Here is a 22,471-nt window from a genome sequence, read left to right on the forward strand (position 1 = left end):
AACAGGAGATCTGCATGAGCCAGCGAGGGTTAGAAGCGCTACTACGTCCGAAATCCATAGCCGTTATTGCCGCATCAATGAAGCCGGATCGCGCCGGTTATCTGATGATGCGTAACCTTTTGGCCGGTGGATTCAATGGCCCCGTGATGCCCGTCACGCCCGCTTACAAGGCGGTTCAGGGCGTGCTTGCCTGGCCGGACGTACAAAGCCTGCCCTTCGAGCCCGATTTAGCCATCCTCTGTACGCACGCAAAGCGGAATCTGGAACTGCTGGAATCACTCGGGCAGAAAGGCTGTAAAACCTGCATCATTCTTTCGTCGCCCCCTGAACAGCAGGCCGAGCTGCTGGCGTGTGCCAGGCTGTACCAGATGCGAATTTTAGGCCCTAACAGTCTGGGCCTGCTGGCGCCGTGGCAGGGGTTAAACGCCAGCTTTTCCCCCGTACCGATTCGCAAAGGCAAGCTGGCTTTTATCTCCCAGTCCGCTGCCGTATCGAACACTATTCTCGACTGGGCCCAGCAGCGGGAAATGGGCTTCTCTTACTTCATCGCCCTCGGCGATAGCCTGGACATTGACGTCGACGAGCTGCTCGATTTTCTGGCCCGAGACGGCAAAACCAGCGCCATTCTTCTCTATTTAGAACACCTTGGCGATGCGCGCCGCTTCGTTTCCGCCTCGCGCAGCGCCTCCCGAAATAAACCGATCCTGGTCATCAAAAGCGGGCGCAGCCCGGCGGCGCAGCGCCTTCTCCATTCTCACTCCGGCATGGACCCGGCCTGGGACGCGGCGATACAGCGCGCTGGCCTGCTGCGCGTTCAGGATACGCATGAGCTTTTTTCAGCCGTAGAGACGCTAAGCCATATGCGCCCGCTGCGCGGAGAGAAGCTGATGATCGTCAGCAACGGCGCTGCGCCTGCCGCGCTTGCGCTGGACGAGCTGTGGCTACGCAACGGGAAACTCGCCGCGCTGGGTGAAGAAACGCTCCAGCATCTGCAAGAGGCGCTGCCTGCAAGCGTTTCCCCCGGCAATCCGCTGGACCTGCGCGATGATGCCAGCAGCGAGCGCTACGTTAAGGCGATATCCATCTTGCTCGACAGCCAGGATTTTGACGCGCTGCTTATTATCCACTCACCCAGCGCCGTTGCGCCCGGTAGCGAAAGCGCGCGGGCGCTCATTGAGGCGGTAAAAAACCATCCGCGCGGGAAATACGTCACGCTCTTAACGAACTGGTGCGGCGAGTTTTCTTCGCAGGAGGCCCGACGCCTATTCAGCGAGGCGGGGTTACCGACTTATCGCACACCGGAAGGTACCATCACCGCCTTTATGCATATGGTGGAATACCGCCGCAATCAGAAACAGCTGCGCGAAACGCCCGCCCTGCCCGGAAATCTCACGGCCAACACGCTCGACGCCCACCGCCTTTTACAGCAGGCGCTTGATGAGGGGGCAACCTCGCTGGACACCCATGAGGTTCAGTCCATTCTGGGCAGCTACGGCATGCAGACGCTGCCAACCTGGATTGCCAGCGACAGCGCGGAGGCTGTTCATATTGCTGAACAAATCGGCTATCCGGTCGCCCTTAAGCTTCGCTCGCCGGATATTCCACATAAATCAGATGTCCAGGGCGTCATGCTTTACTTGCGTACCGCGGCGGAAGTTCAGCAGGCGGCCAATGCTATTATCGATCGCGTGAAGATGGCATGGCCGCAGGCAAGGGTTCACGGGCTGCTGGTGCAAAGCATGGCTAATCGTGCGGGCGCTCAGGAGCTGCGGGTGGTGGTGGAGCATGACCCGGTGTTTGGCCTGCTAATCATGCTGGGCGAAGGCGGCATAGAGTGGCGACCTGAGGAGCAGGCCGTCGTGGCGCTTCCGCCGCTTAACATGAACCTGGCGCGATACCTGATCATTCAGGCAATAAAAAGTAAAAAGATCCGCGGCCGCAGCGCGCTACGCCCGCTAGATATCGCAGGCCTGAGCCAGTTTCTGGTACAGGTGTCTAACCTGGTCGTCGATTGCGCGGAGATCCAGCGGCTGGATATTCACCCCCTTCTCGCCTCCGGCAGTGAATTTACCGCGCTGGACGTGACGCTTGATATTGCCCCATTCGAAGGCGACCGCGAAAGCCGGCTGGCGATTCGCCCCTACCCGCTGCAGCTTGAAGAGTGGGTAGAGATGAAGAACGGAGAACGCGCGCTGTTTCGCCCCATCCTTCCGGAGGATGAACCGCAGCTGAGAACGTTTATTTCAAAAGTCACCAAAGAAGATCTTTATTATCGCTACTTTAGCGAAATCAACGAATTTACCCATGATGATTTAGCCAACATGACCCAGATCGACTACGATCGAGAAATGGCGTTTGTGGCCGTTCGTCGTTCCAATCGGGGAGATGAGATCCTCGGCGTGACCCGGGCGATTTCTGACCCGGATAACGTTGATGCCGAATTTGCGGTGCTGGTGCGTTCCGATCTTAAAGGATTGGGGCTGGGCAGACGGCTACTCGAAAAACTCATCAGTTATACGCGCGATCACGGATTGCGACGCCTGAACGGCATTACGATGCCAAACAACCGCGGTATGGTAACCCTTGCGCGAAAACTCGGATTTGACGTTGATATTCAGCTGGATGAAGGCATTGTTTCCCTGACTCTGCGGCTGAACGCTTTCGATAAACGCGAGTAAGCTACTGGAAATGTTAACCACTTTGGTCGGCACTGGTGGTATCATTGTCCGCTTATGTTGTTTGCATGGTACAGACAACCCTTCAATGAACAGAGAAGAAACGCACTGTGATGTTGTCAAAATTTAAGCGCAATAAACATCAACAACACCTTGCTCAACTACCGAAGATTTCTCAGTCAGTTGATGATGTAGAGTTCTTTTACGCTCCCGCTCATTTTCGGGAGACGCTTCTGGAAAAGATTGCCAGCGCGACGCGACGCATCTGCATTGTGGCGCTGTATCTTGAACAGGATGAAGGTGGGCGTGCGATCCTGAACGCGCTCTATGAAGCTAAACGCCATCGTCCTGAACTGGATGTACGCGTGCTGGTTGACTGGCATCGCGGCCAGCGCGGACGCATCGGCGCTGCCGCGTCGAACACCAATGCAGACTGGTATTGCCGCACGGCACAGGAAAACCCGGGCGTTGATGTTCCGGTATACGGTGTACCTGTTAATACGCGAGAAGCGCTTGGCGTTCTCCATTTCAAAGGCTTCATTATTGATGACAGCGTGCTTTATAGCGGCGCAAGCCTGAATGACGTTTACCTGCATCAGCTCGATAAATACCGCTACGACCGTTACCACCTGATTCGCAATCCGCAGATGGCCGATATCATGTTTAACTGGGTTGATAAAAACCTGGTGCACGGTCGTGGTGTGAATCGACTTGACGATCCTCAGCGTCCTAAAAGCCCGGAAATTAAAAACGATATTCGTTCTTTCCGCCAGGAGCTGCGTGACGCGGTTTACCACTTCCAGGGCGATGCCAATAACGAAGAGTTATCCGTTACTCCGCTGGTCGGTTTAGGTAAATCGAGCCTGCTGAATAAAACGATTTTCCACCTGATGCCGTGCGCAGAGCATAAGCTCACCATCTGCACGCCATATTTCAACCTTCCAGCCATTCTGGTTCGCAACATTATTCAGCTGCTGCGCGACGGTAAGAAAGTCGAAATTATCGTTGGCGACAAAACGGCGAATGATTTCTTTATTCCAGAAGATCAGCCGTTTAAGATCATCGGCGCGCTGCCGTATCTTTATGAAATTAACCTGCGCCGTTTCCTGAGTCGTTTGCAGTACTACGTCAACACGGATCAGTTGGTTGTGCGGCTCTGGAAAGATGAAGACAACAGCTACCATCTGAAAGGGATGTGGGTAGATGACGAGTGGATGCTGCTGACGGGCAACAACCTGAACCCGCGCGCCTGGCGCCTGGATCTGGAAAATGCCATTTTGGTCCACGATCCGAAGCACGAGCTTGCGGCTAAGCGTGAACGCGAACTTGAGCTTATTCGCACGCATACCACCGTGGTTCGTCACTACCGCGATCTGCAAAGCATTGCCGATTACCCGGTAAAAGTCCGCAAGCTTATTCGTCGTTTACGCCGTATCCGTATCGACCGGCTTATCAGCCGTATTCTGTAATTCTCTGGCCCTGCATCGACAGGGCTTTTTTATGGAGCCTGTTAATGCGTATCCCTCTCCTTCTTACGACTCTTTTACTCACCGGATGCAGCCATATGGCGAACGATAGCTGGTCCGGTCAGGATAAAGCGCAACACTTTCTCGCATCTGCAATGCTGTCCGCAGCCGGTAATGAGGTTGCTCAGCATCAGGGCTATAGCCAGGATCGCAGCGCGGCGATAGGTTTTATGTTCTCAGTCAGCCTTGGTGCATCGAAAGAATTGTGGGATAGCCGCCCTTCCGGGAGCGGCTGGAGCTGGAAAGATTTCGCCTGGGACGTAGCCGGAGCGACAACCGGCTACGCCGTTTGGCAGATGGCGCAACGCTAAAGACGAATCCCTTTTCCTTTACGATGCAGCATCAGCGACACGATAAATGCCAATGCTCCCATCACGGTGACGTACCAGAAGAAGGTAGTTTCGCTCCCCCATGATTTGAGCGTCAGCGCAACATATTCAGCAGAACCACCGAATAGCGCGTTTGCCACCGCATAAGAAAGCCCAACGCCCAGCGCGCGTACCTGCGCAGGAAACATTTCGGCCTTCAATATTCCGCTGATTGAGGTATAGAAACTCACAATAACCATTGCGAGCATCACCAGCGCAAACGCTGCATAGGGGGAGGACACATGCTGAAGCGCGGACAGAATCGGTACCGTACAGAGCGCAGATAGACCGCCAAAAATCAGCATTGAGGTGCGTCGGCCAATCTTATCTGAAAGTGCGCCAATGACCGGTTGTATCAGCATGAAAACAAACAGTGCAACGGTCATGACAATGCTGGCGACATTCGCATGCATTCCGGTGGTATTGACCAGATACTTTTGCATATAGGTGGTGAAGGTATAAAAGCTGAGCGATCCCCCCGCGGTGAATCCCAGGACCATCAAAAACGCTTTGCGGTTGCGCCATAGACCTTTGAATGTCCCGGCCTCCTTCAGCGCCATAACGTCTTTTTTCGACGTTTCATCCAGCTGGCGACGCAGCCATAGCGCCACAATGGCGAGCACGGCCCCCATCGCAAACGGAATGCGCCAACCCCAGCTATGAAGCTGCTCGTCTGTCAGGATCTGCTGCAGGATCACCACCACGAGGATTGCCAATAGTTGCCCCCCAATGAGCGTGACGTACTGGAAAGAGGCGTAAAATCCTTTACGGCCTTCAACGGCAATTTCACTCATATAGGTCGCACTTGTTCCGTATTCGCCGCCGACGGACAGCCCCTGGAATAAACGGGCGAGCAGTAGCAGGGCCGGTGCCCAGGTTCCAATAGTGGCATAGCCGGGTAGGCAAGCAATAACCAGCGAACCAAAGCACATCATGCATACCGAGATCAGCATGGATGTTTTACGTCCGCGACGATCGGCAATACGGCCAAACAGCCAGCCGCCAATCGGACGCATTAAAAATCCAGCGGCAAAAACGCCGGCAGTCTGAAGTAGCTGAGTCGTCGAGTTTCCAGAGGGAAAAAAGATGTGTGCGAAGTAGAGTGAACAAAACGAGTAGACATAAAAGTCGAACCATTCGACCAGATTTCCTGAAGAGGCACTGACGATTGCCCATACCCTTCTCCGGGTGTCGCTGTGATCCAGCGCCCCGTTCGATGTAATACTGTCTGTCATTGTGACTATGCTCCTGCCATAAACAGCCGCGTGTAGACTCCACAAGGCTCAATTGCTTCGTAAATTAAATGTTATAATTTTGTTATATTATACATTGAGACCACGATCACACATTTCATTAGCAGGATAAGTGATTAAGAGAAAGGCTAAGTGGGATTCTTAGCACAAAGCAAAAAACCCCGCACCTTTCGGTACGGGGTTCTTCTTAATTGATGCCTGGCAGTTCCCTACTCTCACATGGGGAGACCCCACACTACCATCGGCGCTACGGCGTTTCACTTCTGAGTTCGGCATGGGGTCAGGTGGGACCACCGCGCTAAAGCCGCCAGGCAAATTCTGTTATCTGTATCAGGCTGAATTTTGATTGTTCGTCTCTTCGCCAAAACACCTTCGGCGTTGTAAGGTTAAGCCTCACGGTTCATTAGTATCGGTTAGCTCAACGCATCGCTGCGCTTACACACCCGACCTATCAACGTCGTCGTCTTCAACGTTCCTTCAGGACCCTTAAAGGGTCAGGGAGAACTCATCTCGGGGCAAGTTTCGTGCTTAGATGCTTTCAGCACTTATCTCTTCCGCATTTAGCTACCGGGCAGTGCCATTGGCATGACAACCCGAACACCAGTGATGCGTCCACTCCGGTCCTCTCGTACTAGGAGCAGCCCCCCTCAATTCTCCAGCGCCCACGGCAGATAGGGACCGAACTGTCTCACGACGTTCTAAACCCAGCTCGCGTACCACTTTAAATGGCGAACAGCCATACCCTTGGGACCTACTTCAGCCCCAGGATGTGATGAGCCGACATCGAGGTGCCAAACACCGCCGTCGATATGAACTCTTGGGCGGTATCAGCCTGTTATCCCCGGAGTACCTTTTATCCGTTGAGCGATGGCCCTTCCATTCAGAACCACCGGATCACTATGACCTGCTTTCGCACCTGCTCGAGCCGTCACTCTCGCAGTCAAGCTAGCTTATGCCATTGCACTAACCTCCTGATGTCCGACCAGGATTAGCTAACCTTCGTGCTCCTCCGTTACTCTTTGGGAGGAGACCGCCCCAGTCAAACTACCCACCAGACACTGTCCGCAACCCGGATCACGGGTCTACGTTAGAACACCAGCCATTAAAGGGTGGTATTTCAAGGTTGGCTCCACGCAGACTGGCGTCCACGCTTCAAAGCCTCCCACCTATCCTACACATCAAGGACCAGTGTTCAGTGTCAAGCTATAGTAAAGGTTCACGGGGTCTTTCCGTCTTGCCGCGGGTACACTGCATCTTCACAGCGAGTTCAATTTCACTGAGTCTCGGGTGGAGACAGCCTGGCCATCATTACGCCATTCGTGCAGGTCGGAACTTACCCGACAAGGAATTTCGCTACCTTAGGACCGTTATAGTTACGGCCGCCGTTTACCGGGGCTTCGATCAAGAGCTTCGCGTTGCCGCTAACCCCATCAATTAACCTTCCGGCACCGGGCAGGCGTCACACCGTATACGTCCACTTTCGTGTTTGCACAGTGCTGTGTTTTTAATAAACAGTTGCAGCCAGCTGGTATCTTCGACTGATTTCAGCTCCACCCGCAGGGGCTTCACCTACATATCAGCGTGCCTTCTCCCGAAGTTACGGCACCATTTTGCCTAGTTCCTTCACCCGAGTTCTCTCAAGCGCCTTGGTATTCTCTACCTGACCACCTGTGTCGGTTTGGGGTACGATTTCGTGTTACCTGATGCTTAGAGGCTTTTCCTGGAAGCAGGGCATTTATCACTTCAGCACCGTAGTGCCTCGTCGTCACACCTCAGCGTTAATAAGGTACCGGATTTACCTGGAACCTCCGCCTACATGCTTAAACCGGGACAACCGTCGCCCGGCTGACATAGCCTTCTCCGTCCCCCCTTCGCAGTAACACCAAGTACAGGAATATTAACCTGTTTCCCATCGACTACGCCTTTCGGCCTCGCCTTAGGGGTCGACTCACCCTGCCCCGATTAACGTTGGACAGGAACCCTTGGTCTTCCGGCGAGCGGGCTTTTCACCCGCTTTATCGTTACTTATGTCAGCATTCGCACTTCTGATACCTCCAGCAACCCTCACAGGCCACCTTCAACGGCTTACAGAACGCTCCCCTACCCAACAACACCTGAGTGTCGCTGCCGCAGCTTCGGTGCATGGTTTAGCCCCGTTACATCTTCCGCGCAGGCCGACTCGACCAGTGAGCTATTACGCTTTCTTTAAATGATGGCTGCTTCTAAGCCAACATCCTGGCTGTCTGTGCCTTCCCACATCGTTTCCCACTTAACCATGACTTTGGGACCTTAGCTGGCGGTCTGGGTTGTTTCCCTCTTCACGACGGACGTTAGCACCCGCCGTGTGTCTCCCGTGATAACATTCTTCGGTATTCGTAGTTTGCATCGGGTTGGTAAGCCGGGATGGCCCCCTAGCCGAAACAGTGCTCTACCCCCGAAGATGAGTTCACGAGGCGCTACCTAAATAGCTTTCGGGGAGAACCAGCTATCTCCCGGTTTGATTGGCCTTTCACCCCCAGCCACAGGTCATCCGCTAATTTTTCAACATTAGTCGGTTCGGTCCTCCAGTTAGTGTTACCCAACCTTCAACCTGCCCATGGCTAGATCACCGGGTTTCGGGTCTATACCCTGCAACTTAACGCCCAGTTAAGACTCGGTTTCCCTTCGGCTCCCCTATACGGTTAACCTTGCTACAGAATATAAGTCGCTGACCCATTATACAAAAGGTACGCAGTCACACCACGAAGGTGCTCCCACTGCTTGTACGTACACGGTTTCAGGTTCTTTTTCACTCCCCTCGCCGGGGTTCTTTTCGCCTTTCCCTCACGGTACTGGTTCACTATCGGTCAGTCAGGAGTATTTAGCCTTGGAGGATGGTCCCCCCATATTCAGACAGGATACCACGTGTCCCGCCCTACTCTTCGAGTTCACAGCATGTGTGCTTTCGTGTACGGGACTGTCACCCTGTACCGTGCGACTTTCCAGACGCTTCCACTAACACACAAGCTGATTCAGACTCTGGGCTGCTCCCCGTTCGCTCGCCGCTACTGGGGGAATCTCGGTTGATTTCTTTTCCTCGGGGTACTTAGATGTTTCAGTTCCCCCGGTTCGCCTCGTTAACCTATGTATTCAGTTAACGATAGTGTGACGAATCACACTGGGTTTCCCCATTCGGACATCGCCGGGTCAAGGGTTCATATCACCTCGCCGGCGCTTTTCGCAGATTAGCACGTCCTTCATCGCCTCTGACTGCCAGGGCATCCACCGTGTACGCTTAGTCGCTTAACCTCACAACCCGAAGATGTTTCTTTCGATTCATCATTGTGATTGCGAAAATTTGAGAGACTCGAACACACATAACATGTGTGTCGTTTCAATTTTCAGCTTGATCCAGATTTTTAAAGAGCAAATATCTCAAACGTCACCCGAAGATGAGTTTTGAGATACGGGGGTCGGTGACTTTCACTCACAAACCAGCAAGTGGCGTCCCCTAGGGGATTCGAACCCCTGTTACCGCCGTGAAAGGGCGGTGTCCTGGGCCTCTAGACGAAGGGGACGTAAAGTCTCAATCGCAAGACGCCTTGCTGTTTACTTTTCATCAGACAATCTGTGTGAGCACTACAAAGGCAGGTTCTTTAAGGTAAGGAGGTGATCCAACCGCAGGTTCCCCTACGGTTACCTTGTTACGACTTCACCCCAGTCATGAATCACAAAGTGGTAAGCGCCCTCCCGAAGGTTAAGCTACCTACTTCTTTTGCAACCCACTCCCATGGTGTGACGGGCGGTGTGTACAAGGCCCGGGAACGTATTCACCGTAGCATTCTGATCCACGATTACTAGCGATTCCGACTTCATGGAGTCGAGTTGCAGACTCCAATCCGGACTACGACGTACTTTATGAGGTCCGCTTGCTCTCGCGAGGTCGCTTCTCTTTGTATACGCCATTGTAGCACGTGTGTAGCCCTACTCGTAAGGGCCATGATGACTTGACGTCATCCCCACCTTCCTCCAGTTTATCACTGGCAGTCTCCTTTGAGTTCCCGGCCTAACCGCTGGCAACAAAGGATAAGGGTTGCGCTCGTTGCGGGACTTAACCCAACATTTCACAACACGAGCTGACGACAGCCATGCAGCACCTGTCTCAGAGTTCCCGAAGGCACCAAAGCATCTCTGCTAAGTTCTCTGGATGTCAAGAGTAGGTAAGGTTCTTCGCGTTGCATCGAATTAAACCACATGCTCCACCGCTTGTGCGGGCCCCCGTCAATTCATTTGAGTTTTAACCTTGCGGCCGTACTCCCCAGGCGGTCTATTTAACGCGTTAGCTCCGGAAGCCACGCCTCAAGGGCACAACCTCCAAATAGACATCGTTTACGGCGTGGACTACCAGGGTATCTAATCCTGTTTGCTCCCCACGCTTTCGCACCTGAGCGTCAGTCTTCGTCCAGGGGGCCGCCTTCGCCACCGGTATTCCTCCAGATCTCTACGCATTTCACCGCTACACCTGGAATTCTACCCCCCTCTACGAGACTCAAGCCTGCCAGTTTCGAATGCAGTTCCCAGGTTGAGCCCGGGGATTTCACATCCGACTTGACAGACCGCCTGCGTGCGCTTTACGCCCAGTAATTCCGATTAACGCTTGCACCCTCCGTATTACCGCGGCTGCTGGCACGGAGTTAGCCGGTGCTTCTTCTGCGGGTAACGTCAATCGACAAGGTTATTAACCTTATCGCCTTCCTCCCCGCTGAAAGTACTTTACAACCCGAAGGCCTTCTTCATACACGCGGCATGGCTGCATCAGGCTTGCGCCCATTGTGCAATATTCCCCACTGCTGCCTCCCGTAGGAGTCTGGACCGTGTCTCAGTTCCAGTGTGGCTGGTCATCCTCTCAGACCAGCTAGGGATCGTCGCCTAGGTGAGCCGTTACCCCACCTACTAGCTAATCCCATCTGGGCACATCCGATGGCAAGAGGCCCGAAGGTCCCCCTCTTTGGTCTTGCGACGTTATGCGGTATTAGCTACCGTTTCCAGTAGTTATCCCCCTCCATCGGGCAGTTTCCCAGACATTACTCACCCGTCCGCCGCTCGTCACCCGAGAGCAAGCTCTCTGTGCTACCGCTCGACTTGCATGTGTTAGGCCTGCCGCCAGCGTTCAATCTGAGCCATGATCAAACTCTTCAATTTAAGTTTGATGCTCGTGAATTAAACTTCGTAATGAATTACGTGTTCACTCAGAGACTTGGCATTCATTTTTCGTCCGAGGACGTTAAGAATCCATGTCACTTTGAGTGCCCACACAGATTGTCTGATAAATTGTTAAAGAGCAGTGCCGCTTCGTTTTCTCAGCGACGCGGGGTGTGCATATTACGCCTTCCCGCTTCAGAGTCAAGCATTTAATTTTGCTTTTTTCCGCTAACCCGGCGGTCTGTAAGCCGTTGTTCCGTGTCAGTGGAGGCGCATTATAGGGAGTAATTCCGAACGTGCAAGCCCAAAGTGAAAATAATTTACCAACCGCTCACTTTCCAGGCAACCCAGAGTCCAGACCACAATTTTCGCCTGGTTTTTAAACAAAAACGAGCCGCAAGCGGCTCGTTTTTGCGTTTTGTGACTTACTGCACTGCCACAATGCGATCGTTGTTGGCTTCCAGACGGATAACTTTGCCAGGAATCAACTCTCCGGAAAGTATCTGCTGCGCCAGCGGGTTTTCGATCTGCTGCTGGATGGCGCGTTTTAATGGACGCGCACCGTACACCGGATCGTAACCATTCTCGCTTAACAGCTTCAGCGCATCGTCAGAGATGTGAATTTCATATCCACGCTCTTCCAGACGTTTGTACAGACGCTGCAGCTGAATCTGCGCAATTGACGCAATGTGTTTCTCACCCAGAGGATGGAATACCACCACTTCATCAATACGGTTGATGAACTCAGGGCGGAAGCTTTGGCTAACTACCCCCATGACCACATCTTTCATATGACCGTAGTCCAGCTCACCGAAGCGTTCCTGAATCAAATCGGAACCCAGGTTAGAGGTCATGATGACGACCGTATTGCGGAAGTCGACCGTTCTCCCCTGCCCGTCCGTCAAACGTCCATCGTCCAGAACCTGCAGCAGAATGTTAAATACATCCGGATGCGCTTTTTCCACTTCATCCAGAAGGATGACGGAATAAGGGCGACGGCGCACCGCTTCAGTCAGGTAGCCGCCCTCTTCATAGCCAACATATCCAGGAGGCGCCCCCACCAGACGCGAGACGGAGTGTTTCTCCATAAACTCGGACATATCAATACGCACCATTGCGTCGTCGCTGTCGAACATAAAGTTAGCCAGCGCTTTACAAAGCTCGGTTTTACCCACCCCGGTTGGCCCAAGGAACAGGAACGAACCAATCGGGCGGTTCGGATCGGATAGCCCGGCACGACTACGACGAATCGCATTAGAAACCGCTTCGACCGCCTCATTCTGACCGATAACGCGATGATGCAGATCCTGCTCCATGCGCAGCAGTTTTTCGCGCTCGCCTTCCATCATGCGAGCCACAGGAATACCGGTCCAGCGCGCGAGCACTTCGGCAATCTCTGCATCCGTTACTTTGTTACGCAGCAGGCGCATCGTTTTGCCTTCCGACTGCGTGGCGATCTCAAGCTGTTTTTCCAGCTCGGGAATTTTGCCGTACTGTAGCTCAGACATCCGCGCCAAATCGCCCACGCGACGCGCCTGTTCAATGGCAATTTTCGCCTGCTCAAGTTCGGCTTTGATCGTCTGCGTACCGGAAAGCGATGCTTTCTCTGCTTTCCACTCTTCTTCCAGCTCAGAGTACTGGCGCTCTTTATCGTCCAGCTCCTCGTTAAGCATATCCAGGCGTTTCTTACTGGCTTCATCAGCCTCTTTCATCAGCGCCTGCTGTTCCAGCTTGAGCTGTATAATACGACGGTCGAGTCGGTCCAGCTCTTCCGGCTTGGAGTCGATCTGCATACGAATGCTGGATGCCGCTTCATCGATCAGGTCAATTGCCTTATCCGGCAGCTGGCGGTCAGCAATATAACGATGCGAAAGCGTGGCGGCTGCAACAATCGCCGGGTCAGTGATCTGAACATGGTGATGCAGCTCATAGCGTTCTTTCAGGCCACGCAGAATCGCGATGGTATCTTCAACGCTTGGCTCAGCAACAAACACTTTCTGGAAACGACGCTCCAGGGCAGCATCTTTTTCAATGTACTGGCGATATTCATCCAGCGTCGTGGCACCAACACAGTGAAGCTCACCGCGCGCCAGGGCTGGTTTAAGCATGTTACCGGCATCCATCGCGCCGTCGGCTTTACCCGCACCGACCATGGTATGCAGCTCGTCGATAAACAGAATGACGTTGCCTTCCTGTTTAGCGAGGTCGTTCAGTACCCCTTTCAGCCGTTCTTCAAACTCGCCGCGGTATTTTGCCCCGGCCACCAGCGCGCCCATATCCAGCGCCAGTACGCGGCGGCCTTTCAGCCCCTCCGGCACCTCACCGTTCACAATACGCTGCGCCAGGCCTTCGACGATGGCGGTTTTACCGACGCCAGGCTCACCGATCAGCACCGGGTTATTTTTGGTGCGACGCTGCAGTACCTGAATGGTACGGCGGATCTCTTCGTCACGGCCGATAACCGGGTCAAGCTTGCCCTGCTCGGCGCGCTCGGTCAGATCGACCGTAAATTTCTTCAAAGCCTGACGTTGGTCTTCGGCTCCCTGATCGTTCACGCTTTCACCTCCACGCATGTTTTCTATCGCCTGGGTCACGTTGGCGGTGGTTGCACCGGCAGACTTCAGCAGGTCGGTCAAGGTACCGCGTGATTCAAGCGCCGCCAGAACAAACAGTTCTGACGAGATAAAATTGTCCCCGCGTTTTTGCGCCAGCTTGTCGCAAAGGTTCAGCACGCGCACCAGATCCTGCGACGGCTGCACGTCGCCGCCGGTACCTTCTACCTGCGGTAAGCGGCTCAGGGCCTGATCGATGGCCGTGCGTAACTGCCCGGCATTAATACCGGCAGACGTTAATAACGGACGTACCGAGCCCCCTTCCTGATTCAGCAAGGCGCTCATTAAATGAAGAGGTTCGATAAACTGATTGTCGTGCCCCAGTGCGAGAGACTGGGCATCGGCGAGAGCAAGCTGGAATTTATTAGTAAGACGATCCAGACGCATAACTCCTCCCATAACAGGTCAAATTTGCTACTGGAGATTAAATGAGGTCATCCCTCAATTATTCAAGGTTAATGACCTGAATTATGTGAAAAGAAAACGGCACGTACCGGATCGTCTTGATTCTTTAGGTTATATCAGCCAAATAAAACTTGCCATACGGCCGGTCGTCTTGTCGCGGCGATAAGAGAAAAAATCACCCTTTTCGGTGAAGGTACAACGATCGCCGCCGAAGATCTGCGTCACGCCGATATTATTGAGGCGCTGGCGTGCAAGCTGATAAATATCGGCCAGATATTTATCACCCGCGGGCGTAAACGCCTCGACCGCGTGCGGATCTTTCTCCATAAACGCTTCGCGAACTTCAGGCCCGACTTCAAACGCGCGTGGGCCAATTGCCGGACCAAGCCAGGCAAGGATATTGGCAGGCTGATCTTCGAAACAGGCCACGGTCTCTTCCAGCACGCCCTGACACAGGCCGCGCCAGCCCGCATGCGCGGCAGCGACCTCTGTACCCGCCCGGTTACAAAACAGAACGGGCAGACAATCGGCCGTCATGACGGCACACACTGTTCCCGGAGTATTACTGTAAGAGGCATCGGCGCGTTTTGAAGCATAGGGTTCACCTGTTAACTTCAGAACGTCCTTACCGTGAACCTGCTCCAGCCAGACCGGTTTCGAGGGCAAATTCCCCGCGGCAAACAGGCGATTGCGGTTCTCTTCGACATGCTCCGGGCTGTCGCCACAATGGGCACCGAGGTTCAATGACGCCCACGGCCCCTGGCTTACGCCACCGATACGGGTCGAACTGCAGGCAGCAACGCCTTTCGGCAGCGGCCACTCCGGGACAATCAGCTTGGTCATAACCAGTCCACTTGATCCTTATGCTCTTCAAAGTCAGCGCGCATGACGTCGATAAGATCCACCATGTCCTGTGGAATCGGCGCGTGCCACTCCATCTGGATACCACTGATAGGGTGATAAAGGCGCAGCATAGTCGCATGCAGCGCCTGACGATCGAACTTACGCAGGACGCTGATGAACTCCTCCGATGCGCCTTTTGGCGGACGCGGACGACCGCCGTAAACCTGATCCCCGACCAGCGGATGGGTAATATGCGCCATGTGAACGCGGATCTGGTGGGTACGCCCAGTTTCCAGACGCAGACGCAGACGCGTATGAATACGGAAATGTTCCATGATGCGATAGTGCGTAACCGCCGGTTTACCCATTGGGTGCACGGACATGTGCGTGCGCTTCGTCGGGTGACGGCTGATCGGCTCTTCAACCGTACCGCCCGAGGTCATGTGGCCAATCGCAACCGCTTCATATTCACGGGTGATTTCGCGCAGCTGCAGCGACTCCACCAGGCGCGTCTGGGCTGGAATGGTTTTCGCCACAACCATCAGGCCGGTGGTGTCTTTATCCAGACGGTGAACGATACCGGCGCGCGGAACGTCGGCAATCGGCGGATAATAATGGAGAAGCGCGTTCAGCACCGTGCCGTCTGGATTGCCCGCGCCCGGATGAACGACAAAATCGCGAGGCTTGTTGATCACCAGAATGTCATCGTCTTCATAGACGATGTTCAATGGGATATCCTGCGGCTCGAAGCGCATTTCCTCTTCGATTTCAGCATTGATGGCGACGGCTTCTCCACCTAACACTTTCTCTTTTGGCTTGTCCCAGATCTTGCCATTGACCAGCACGCGCTGGTCTAAAATCCATTCTTTTATGCGTGAACGCGAATAATCAGGGAACAATTCGGCCAAAGCCTGATCTAAGCGTTGGCCTAGCTGATTTTCGGAGACTGTTGCGGTGAGTTCTACTCGTTGTGCCATAAACTGCTTCTTTGTTTAACGTTGGGTTTTACGGCTTTGCCGTTTAATATAGTGTGCTATTGTAGCTGGTCTTAATCGGGAGCAGGAACAGAGATTCTCCCGGACAAACATTTGAGGAAAGTCAAAACGTCATGACGCGCATGAAATATCTGGTGGCAGCGGCCACGTTGAGCCTGGCTTTGGTGGGCTGCTCCGGTTCAAATGAACAGGTCCCTGACAATCCGCCGAATGAAATCTATGCGACTGCACAACAAAAGTTGCAGGACGGTAACTGGAAACAGGCGATAACGCAACTGGAAGCGTTGGATAATCGCTATCCATTTGGCCCCTATTCGCAGCAGGTACAGTTAGATCTCATCTATGCCTACTATAAAAATGCCGATCTGCCGCTGGCTCAGGCGACCATCGATCGCTTCATGCGTCTGAATCCAACTCACCCTAACATTGATTATGTCATGTACATGCGCGGCTTGACCAACATGGCGCTGGACGACAGTGCGCTGCAGGGCTTCTTCGGTGTCGATCGTTCTGACCGCGATCCTCAGCACGCCCGTGATGCCTTCAACGACTTCTCTAAACTGGTCCGTGGTTATCCAAACAGTCAATACGTTACCGATGCCACTAAGCGTCTGGTGTTCCTGAAAGACCGTCTGGCGAAGTATGAATATTCCGTTGCAGACTACTACACTCGCCGCGGCGCGTGGGTTGCCGTGGTGAACCGTGTAGAAGGTATGCTGCGTGATTACCCGGATACTCAGGCAACGCGTGACGGCCTGAAGCTGATGGAGAACGCATACCGTCAGATGCAGATGACCGCTCAGGCTGACAAGGTTGCGAAGATCATCGCAGCCAACAGCAGCAATACCTGATACCGACTTTCAGCAAAAGAACATAAGCAAAACGGCAGCCCAAGGGCTGCCGTTTTTGTATCCATTTTATCGTCGCGCTCGAGTAAGGTAGCGCCAACACAACCCGTCAACTATGACCCGAAACACACCTTTCGACAAGGTAAAAATCCCCTCTTCATGCCGTTTCTCACAAAAATGTGTGGTTGACAAAAAGTGACAAAAATACGTGATTTAGATCACACATTTTGACATTCGAAGAGGTATGCTGGAATCACCAAGACGGAAAGACAAGAGGTAAAATTTATGACAATGAACATTACCAGTAAACAAATGGAAATTACTCCGGCAATTCGCCAGCACGTCGCAGACCGTCTCGCCAAACTGGATAAATGGCAAACCCATCTGATTAATCCTCATATCATTCTGTCCAAGGAGCCGCAGGGTTTCATCGCTGACGCAACTATCAATACTCCAAACGGCCATCTGGTCGCCAGCGCGAAACATGAAGATATGTATACGGCTATCAACGATTTGATCAACAAGCTGGAACGGCAGCTCAATAAAGTGCAACACAAAGGTGAAGCCCGTCGCGCCGCAGCATCGGTGAAAGACGCCAGCTTCGCGGAAGAAGTTGAAGAAGAGTAATCCTTTAAATTGAGTGTACCGCCAACGCGCCTTCGGGCGCGTTTTTTATTGACAGGGTGAAAACAGTGCGGGTACTTTAAGGTTATCAATCACAGGATGAATCAATGATACGTACGCCGTTTTTCTTCGCATTCTTTTTTATCTTCCCCTGAATGGGAGGCGTTTCGTCGTGTGATAAAGAATGCGAAGACGAACAACAAGGCCTCCCACAGCGGGAGGCCTTTTTTATTGATAACGATAAATGAGACAGACAACATTATGACCCCGGAAAACCCCTTACTGGATCTGCGCGTAAAGATCAGCGCCCTGGATGAAAAACTGCTGGCGCTGCTGGCAGAACGCCGCCTGCTCGCCGTTGAAGTTGGTAAAGCCAAGCTGGAGTCGCATCGACCCGTACGTGATATCGACCGCGAGCGTGATTTACTGGAGCGTCTGATTCAGCTCGGCAAGGCGCACCACCTCGATGCCCATTACATCACCCGCCTGTTTCAGCTCATCATCGAAGACTCGGTTTTAACCCAGCAGGCGCTGCTCCAGCAGCATCTGAATAAGACCAACCCGCATTCGGCGCGCATCGCCTTCCTGGGCCCTAAAGGCTCATATTCTCATCTGGCCGCCCGCCAGTACGCGGCCCGCCATTTTGACGAATTCATTGAGAGCGGCTGCGTAAAGTTCGCAGATATCTTTAATCAGGTTGAAACCGGCCAGGCAGATTACGCCGTGGTTCCGATCGAGAACACCAGCTCGGGCGCCATCAATGACGTCTACGATCTGCTGCAGCACACCAGCCTGTCGCTGGTTGGTGAGATGACGCTCCCTATCGATCACTGCGTGCTGGTCTCCGGCTCAACGGATTTAAGCAAAATCGAGACGGTCTACAGCCACCCGCAGCCCTTCCAGCAGTGTAGCCAGTTCCTGAACCGCTACCCGCACTGGAAAATTGAGTACACCGAAAGCACGTCGGCCGCGATGGAGAAAGTGGCGCAGATAAATTCCCCGACCGTCGCCGCACTTGGCAACGAAGCGGGCGGCGCGCTGTATGGCCTGCAGGTGCTGGAGCGTAACCTGGCAAACCAGACGCAGAACATTACCCGTTTCGTTGTGCTGGCGCGCAAGGCCATCAACGTTTCCGAGCAGGTACCGGCTAAAACGACGCTGCTGATGGCGACCGGCCAGCAGGCGGGGGCCTTGGTTGAAGCGCTGCTGGTCCTGCGCAACCACAACCTGATCATGACGAAGCTGGAATCCCGCCCGATTCACGGCAATCCGTGGGAAGAGATGTTCTATCTTGATGTCCAGGCCAACCTGGAATCTGCATCCATGCAGAAGGCCCTGCGCGAACTGGGCGAAATCACCCGCTCAATGAAAGTGCTGGGCTGCTATCCAAGCGAAAACGTGGTGCCGGTCGATCCCGCCTAGCGTTCGATAAAGCGGCTTTTCTTCATCCCTGCCACGCTAACGGGCAGGGTGAAGATGGCGCCGGAAAGCGGATATTCGGCCACCTCCTCTGCGTCCATATTTTCTCGCGTGGTGGTGATAAACAGCGTTTTCATCTCCTCTCCGCCGAAGCACACCATCGTCGGGCAACGAACGGGTAGCCGATACTCTTCCAGCCGTTCCCCCTGCGGTGAAAACCGCGCGACGCGCCAGCCGTCAAACAGTGCGCTCCAGTAACAGCCCTCAACGTCCACGGCGGCGCCATCGGGAATCCCCTCCCCCTCGTTAAAGCGGCGAAGGATCTCGCGGGTGCCGGGTTCGCCCTGTTCGTCAAGCGGCGTACGGTAGATAACGCCGTTAGGCGTATCTGAGGTAAACATCCACTGCCCGTCCGGGCTAAACGCCAGGCCGTTATGGCCGTGAATATCGCACTGAATGACTTTAGGCGTGAGGTCATTATCAATACGCATCAACATGGCACCGTTGTAATCTCCTGGTCCCCAGAACGTACCGGCATAAAAACGCCCCCGATGGTCGGTTCCCCCATCGTTAAAGCGCGCAAGCTGCGGGTTGGAAGGATTATCACAGACCTTGCGCTGAAGCAGGCCGTGCCTGTCAGTAAGCCAGATAGCGTTACGCATCGCGACGATAAACCCGCCCCGTTCGCGCAGGGCGAAACAGCCAACCTCTTCGTGGAAAGACAGCACCGTGTGTTCCGCGCTGGGCAGGTGATAACGGTGGATTTCCCCTTCCAGAATATCCGCCCAGTAGAGCGCGTTCTCTTCCTCGCTCCACGTCGGGCACTCCGGTAGATGACCGGTGTAGTTCAACAGAAGCTGTGGTTCAGCCATGACAGTTCCCCAAATAAAAAAAGCCAGCAATGCTGGCTTTCAGTATATACATCATCGCGTTACTGGCGACTGTCATTTGCCTGGCGCAGCAGCGTGCGGCTTTCGCTCTGGAAGCGCGTCGCGTAGTCACCAAACCAGTGTTCAACCTTGCGGAAGCTGTCGATAAATGCCTGCTTATCGCCGTGTTCAAGCAGAGTGATTGCCTCACCAAACCGCTGGTAGTAGCGCTTGATCAGCGCCAGATTATTCTCGGACGACATAATAATGTCGGCGTAGAGCTGCGGATCTTGTGCAAACAGACGCCCCACCATCGCCAGCTCAAGGCGATAGATTGGCGAAGAGAGTGCCAGCAGCTGCTCAAGCTGAACGTTCTCCTCCGCCAGATGCAGGCCATATGCGAAGGTTGCAAAGTGGCGCAGCGCCTGAATAAACGCCATGTTCTGATCGTGCTCGACCGCGCTAATGCGATGCAGACGCGCGCCCCACACCTGAATCTGCTCCAGGAACCACTGGTACGCTTCCGGCTGACGACCATCGCAGTAGACGACGACCTGCTTTGCCAGGCTGCCGCTGTCCGGGCCAAACATGGGGTGCAGGCCAAGTACGGGACCGCTATGCGCTGCCAGCATTGCCTGCAGCGGCCCGTTTTTAACGGACGCTAAATCAACCAGGATGCAATCCTTCGGCAGCGGCGGCAGCTTCTCGATGATCCGTTCTGTCACGTGAATAGGTACGCTGACGATCACCATGCCCGCATCGCTCACGATCTCAGGCGCACGCGCCCAGTCCTCTTTTTCCAGAATGCGCACCTGGTAGCCGGAAAGCGTCAGCATTTTCTCAAACAGGCGGCCCATCTGACCGCCGCCGCCAACGATTACTACCGGGCGCAGCGACGGACAGAGGGTTTTGAAGCCCTTGTCGTTTTCACTGGAATACGACTCGCGCATCACGCGGCGCAGAACGTCCTCAATCAAATCCGGAGAAACGCCCAGCGCCTGCGCCTCTTTGCGCCGGGAAGCGAGCATAGAGGCCTCGCGCTCCGGCACGTAAATCGGCAGGCCGTATTTGCTTTTCACCTCTCCGACCTCGGCAACCAGCGCCATGCGGCGCGCCAGCAGATCCAGCAGCGCCTTATCTACTTCATCAATTTGATCGCGTAATGCGGTCAATTCAGCAACCATACCTAACCTCTTAAGCCAGACGCGCCGCCAGCTGGCCGTTCAAATCCTTGTGGATCTCTCGCAGCAGCGCATCGGTGGTTTCCCAGCTGATGCAGGCATCCGTTACGGATACGCCGTGCTTCATTGCGCTACGCGGCTGTTCAGATGACTGATTGCCTTCATGAATATTGCTTTCAATCATCAGCCCGATAATAGAACGATTGCCGTCTTTAATCTGCGCTATGACAGATTCAGCAACCGCAGGCTGGCGACGGTAATCTTTATTTGAATTACCATGACTGCAATCTATCATCAGCGCTGGACGCAGTCCCGCCTGTTCCATCTCTTTTTCACACTGAGCCACATCTGCCGGGCTGTAGTTAGGCGCTTTCCCGCCGCGCAGAATGACGTGCCCATCCGGATTACCCTGGGTTTGCAGCAGACACACCTGGCCCGCCTGGTTGATGCCGACAAAGCGGTGCGGCATAGCGGCGGCGCGCATGGCGTTGATTGCCGTTGCCAGGCTGCCGTCAGTGCCGTTTTTAAAACCGACCGGCATAGACAGGCCAGACGCCATCTCGCGGTGGGTTTGTGATTCCGTGGTGCGCGCACCGATTGCCGACCAGCTAAACAGATCGCCCAGGTACTGCGGGCTGTTGGGATCCAGCGCTTCGGTTGCCAGCGGCAGCCCCATGCTGACCAGCTCTACCAGCAGGCGACGCGCAATCTTCAGGCCAGCCTCCACGTCAAACGAGCCATCCATGTGCGGATCGTTAATCAATCCTTTCCAGCCTACGGTGGTGCGTGGCTTTTCGAAATAGACGCGCATTACCAGATAGAGGCTATCGCTGACCTCCTCCGCTAATGTTTTAAATCGACGAGCATATTCAATGGCGGTTTCAGGATCGTGAATAGAGCAAGGGCCGCAAACCACCAGCAGGCGCGGATCGCGACCGGCGATGATGTTCGAAATCGTCTGGCGAGACTGCTCGATTTGAGCCTCTTGCGCCACGCTCAGCGGAAACTCAGCCTTTAGCTGCTCCGGCGTGATCAAAACCTGTTCATCGGAAATATGTACGTTATTCAGCGCGTCTTTTTGCATGATTGCGATCCTGTAAAGCTCGTTTGCGATAGTGTTTTTCCTCAAAGAGGTGAAACCACCATATCATAACAAGTAAAGATTTCAATCCAAAATACGTAAATATTACTTTACACAAATCAATTTATTACCAAAATATGCTGCAAAAATCGTAAATAAAATATTACAACCAATTTATTTTTATCAGGCTATGCTGAACAAAACAGGAGAAAAGCCATGCGACCGTTTCCGCTTGCACTTCTGGTAATGCTCATATCCGGCTGTCAAATTAATCCATACACGTTCCAGCCGAACTGGACTGACCCTGACGGGTTCACTGTCGGTAAAGAGGACGCCATGAACGGTATTTCGGTTAAAGATAACCAGACGCTTGCCGATAATTATCCCGGCCAAAACGTTGATCGGGAAGAATATCTTCGCGGCTATGCCGATGGGCAGAAGAAAGTCTGTTAAGCAGGATTTATTCACGCCTGGGGTTTGGCGGGTAAATCTTTTCCAGTGAGCTGTGATGGCACGGAAAACGAGGTAAAGCTGCGCGAGGCATGGCAACAAGGGATGAATGAAAGCATGAGAGCCAGCAGGCTTAATTAA

At 53.8% G+C, this 22,471-nt stretch carries 14 protein-coding genes, 1 tRNA gene, 3 rRNA genes, 1 pseudogene and 1 other annotated feature; of the genes and pseudogenes, 8 read left to right on the forward strand and 11 right to left on the reverse strand.

The window, feature by feature from the left end:
- Window positions 1–14: 14 nt before the first annotated feature.
- The 3 genes from pat (at window position 15) to V1599_RS18945 (ending at window position 4,512) form a co-directional block, all read left to right on the forward strand.
- Window positions 15–2,678, forward strand: coding sequence for a protein lysine acetyltransferase (pat, locus tag V1599_RS18935; RefSeq protein WP_395300639.1), 2,664 nt, complete (start codon window positions 15–17; stop codon window positions 2,676–2,678).
- A 110-nt stretch (window positions 2,679–2,788) separates the two neighbouring features.
- Window positions 2,789–4,144 carry a CDP-diacylglycerol--serine O-phosphatidyltransferase gene (gene pssA, locus V1599_RS18940; RefSeq protein WP_395301595.1) on the forward strand — a complete coding sequence of 452 codons (1,356 nt, stop codon included), beginning with the start codon at window positions 2,789–2,791 and terminating at the stop codon, window positions 4,142–4,144.
- Window positions 4,145–4,188: 44 nt separating this feature from the next.
- Window positions 4,189–4,512 (forward strand): YfiM family lipoprotein, encoded by a 324-nt coding sequence (locus tag V1599_RS18945; RefSeq protein ID WP_112010171.1) that lies wholly within the window; start codon window positions 4,189–4,191, stop codon window positions 4,510–4,512.
- On the opposite strand, the gene V1599_RS18950 is transcribed toward V1599_RS18945, so the two are convergent.
- The 8 genes from V1599_RS18950 to rluD form a co-directional block, all read right to left on the reverse strand.
- On the reverse strand, window positions 4,509–5,804 hold the full coding sequence (locus tag V1599_RS18950) for an MFS transporter (protein WP_112010170.1): 1,296 nt from the start codon (window positions 5,802–5,804) through the stop codon (window positions 4,509–4,511). The genes V1599_RS18945 and V1599_RS18950 overlap by 4 nt on opposite strands.
- Window positions 5,805–6,018: 214 nt before the next feature.
- Window positions 6,019–6,134 (reverse strand): 5S ribosomal RNA (gene rrf, locus V1599_RS18955).
- A 70-nt stretch (window positions 6,135–6,204) separates the two neighbouring features.
- Window positions 6,205–9,110 (reverse strand): 23S ribosomal RNA (locus V1599_RS18960).
- 193 nt (window positions 9,111–9,303) lie between these two features.
- Window positions 9,304–9,379 (reverse strand) — tRNA-Glu (locus V1599_RS18965).
- An 84-nt stretch (window positions 9,380–9,463) separates the two neighbouring features.
- Window positions 9,464–11,003 (reverse strand): 16S ribosomal RNA (locus V1599_RS18970).
- The 16S, 23S and 5S rRNA genes sit together here with 1 tRNA gene alongside, the layout of an rRNA operon.
- Before the next feature lie 425 nt (window positions 11,004–11,428).
- A complete protein-coding gene (clpB, locus tag V1599_RS18975; protein ID WP_112013028.1) occupies window positions 11,429–14,002 on the reverse strand; it encodes an ATP-dependent chaperone ClpB in 2,574 nt (857 codons plus the stop codon).
- A 129-nt stretch (window positions 14,003–14,131) separates the two neighbouring features.
- Window positions 14,132–14,863, reverse strand: a complete 732-nt coding sequence (gene yfiH / locus V1599_RS18980) for a purine nucleoside phosphorylase YfiH (protein WP_112013030.1) — start codon at window positions 14,861–14,863, stop codon at window positions 14,132–14,134.
- Window positions 14,860–15,840 (reverse strand): 23S rRNA pseudouridine(1911/1915/1917) synthase RluD, encoded by a 981-nt coding sequence (rluD, locus tag V1599_RS18985; RefSeq protein ID WP_395300640.1) that lies wholly within the window; start codon window positions 15,838–15,840, stop codon window positions 14,860–14,862. The genes yfiH and rluD overlap by 4 nt, the downstream gene beginning before the upstream one ends.
- 131 nt (window positions 15,841–15,971) lie before the next feature.
- On the opposite strand from rluD, the gene bamD reads away from it, so the two are divergent.
- The 4 genes from bamD (at window position 15,972) to pheA (ending at window position 18,752) form a co-directional block, all read left to right on the forward strand.
- Window positions 15,972–16,709, forward strand: coding sequence for an outer membrane protein assembly factor BamD (gene bamD / locus V1599_RS18990; protein WP_112013034.1), 738 nt, complete (start codon window positions 15,972–15,974; stop codon window positions 16,707–16,709).
- A gap of 282 nt (window positions 16,710–16,991) precedes the next feature.
- Entirely contained in the window at window positions 16,992–17,333 is a 342-nt protein-coding gene (gene raiA / locus V1599_RS18995; RefSeq protein ID WP_112013036.1) for a ribosome-associated translation inhibitor RaiA, read from the forward strand.
- A gap of 103 nt (window positions 17,334–17,436) precedes the next feature.
- Window positions 17,437–17,562, forward strand: a sequence feature (Phe leader region).
- The gene (pheL, locus tag V1599_RS19000) at window positions 17,438–17,485 is read left to right on the forward strand and encodes a pheA operon leader peptide PheL (protein ID WP_395301596.1); all 48 of its coding nucleotides are present in this window, start codon (window positions 17,438–17,440) and stop codon (window positions 17,483–17,485) included. (Overlaps the previous feature by 48 nt.)
- Window positions 17,563–17,591: 29 nt before the next feature.
- Window positions 17,592–18,752, forward strand: coding sequence for a bifunctional chorismate mutase/prephenate dehydratase (gene pheA, locus V1599_RS19005; RefSeq protein ID WP_395300641.1), 1,161 nt, complete (start codon window positions 17,592–17,594; stop codon window positions 18,750–18,752).
- Here pheA and V1599_RS19010 read toward each other — a convergent pair.
- The 3 genes from V1599_RS19010 to aroF are packed head-to-tail and all read right to left on the reverse strand — an operon-like array spanning window position 18,749 to window position 21,883.
- Window positions 18,749–19,621: an SMP-30/gluconolactonase/LRE family protein gene (locus tag V1599_RS19010; protein WP_395300642.1), complete on the reverse strand. Its 873-nt coding sequence runs from the start codon at window positions 19,619–19,621 to the stop codon at window positions 18,749–18,751. The genes pheA and V1599_RS19010 overlap by 4 nt on opposite strands.
- Before the next feature lie 59 nt (window positions 19,622–19,680).
- On the reverse strand, window positions 19,681–20,802 hold the full coding sequence (gene tyrA / locus V1599_RS19015; RefSeq protein ID WP_112013043.1) for a bifunctional chorismate mutase/prephenate dehydrogenase: 1,122 nt from the start codon (window positions 20,800–20,802) through the stop codon (window positions 19,681–19,683).
- A 10-nt stretch (window positions 20,803–20,812) separates the two neighbouring features.
- A complete protein-coding gene (gene aroF, locus V1599_RS19020) occupies window positions 20,813–21,883 on the reverse strand; it encodes a 3-deoxy-7-phosphoheptulonate synthase AroF (RefSeq protein WP_112013045.1) in 1,071 nt (356 codons plus the stop codon).
- 213 nt (window positions 21,884–22,096) lie between these two features.
- Here aroF and V1599_RS19025 point away from each other — a divergent pair.
- A pseudogene (locus tag V1599_RS19025) lies at window positions 22,097–22,471 on the forward strand (DUF2799 domain-containing protein).

This window comes from Enterobacter sp. ECC-175, from assembly GCF_043968675.1.
In the GTDB taxonomy this organism is placed as follows: Bacteria; Pseudomonadota; Gammaproteobacteria; order Enterobacterales; family Enterobacteriaceae; genus Enterobacter.

Coding starts and splice junctions, on each gene's coding strand:
- pat (WP_395300639.1), top strand. CDS start 15: ATGAGCCAGCGAGGGTTAGAAGCGCTACTACGTCCGAAATCCATAGCC.
- pssA (WP_395301595.1), top strand. CDS start 2,789: ATGTTGTCAAAATTTAAGCGCAATAAACATCAACAACACCTTGCTCAA.
- V1599_RS18945 (WP_112010171.1), top strand. CDS start 4,189: ATGCGTATCCCTCTCCTTCTTACGACTCTTTTACTCACCGGATGCAGC.
- V1599_RS18950 (WP_112010170.1), bottom strand. CDS start 5,804: ATGACAGACAGTATTACATCGAACGGGGCGCTGGATCACAGCGACACC.
- clpB (WP_112013028.1), bottom strand. CDS start 14,002: ATGCGTCTGGATCGTCTTACTAATAAATTCCAGCTTGCTCTCGCCGAT.
- yfiH (WP_112013030.1), bottom strand. CDS start 14,863: ATGACCAAGCTGATTGTCCCGGAGTGGCCGCTGCCGAAAGGCGTTGCT.
- rluD (WP_395300640.1), bottom strand. CDS start 15,840: ATGGCACAACGAGTAGAACTCACCGCAACAGTCTCCGAAAATCAGCTA.
- bamD (WP_112013034.1), top strand. CDS start 15,972: ATGACGCGCATGAAATATCTGGTGGCAGCGGCCACGTTGAGCCTGGCT.
- raiA (WP_112013036.1), top strand. CDS start 16,992: ATGACAATGAACATTACCAGTAAACAAATGGAAATTACTCCGGCAATT.
- pheA (WP_395300641.1), top strand. CDS start 17,592: ATGACCCCGGAAAACCCCTTACTGGATCTGCGCGTAAAGATCAGCGCC.
- V1599_RS19010 (WP_395300642.1), bottom strand. CDS start 19,621: ATGGCTGAACCACAGCTTCTGTTGAACTACACCGGTCATCTACCGGAG.
- tyrA (WP_112013043.1), bottom strand. CDS start 20,802: ATGGTTGCTGAATTGACCGCATTACGCGATCAAATTGATGAAGTAGAT.
- aroF (WP_112013045.1), bottom strand. CDS start 21,883: ATGCAAAAAGACGCGCTGAATAACGTACATATTTCCGATGAACAGGTT.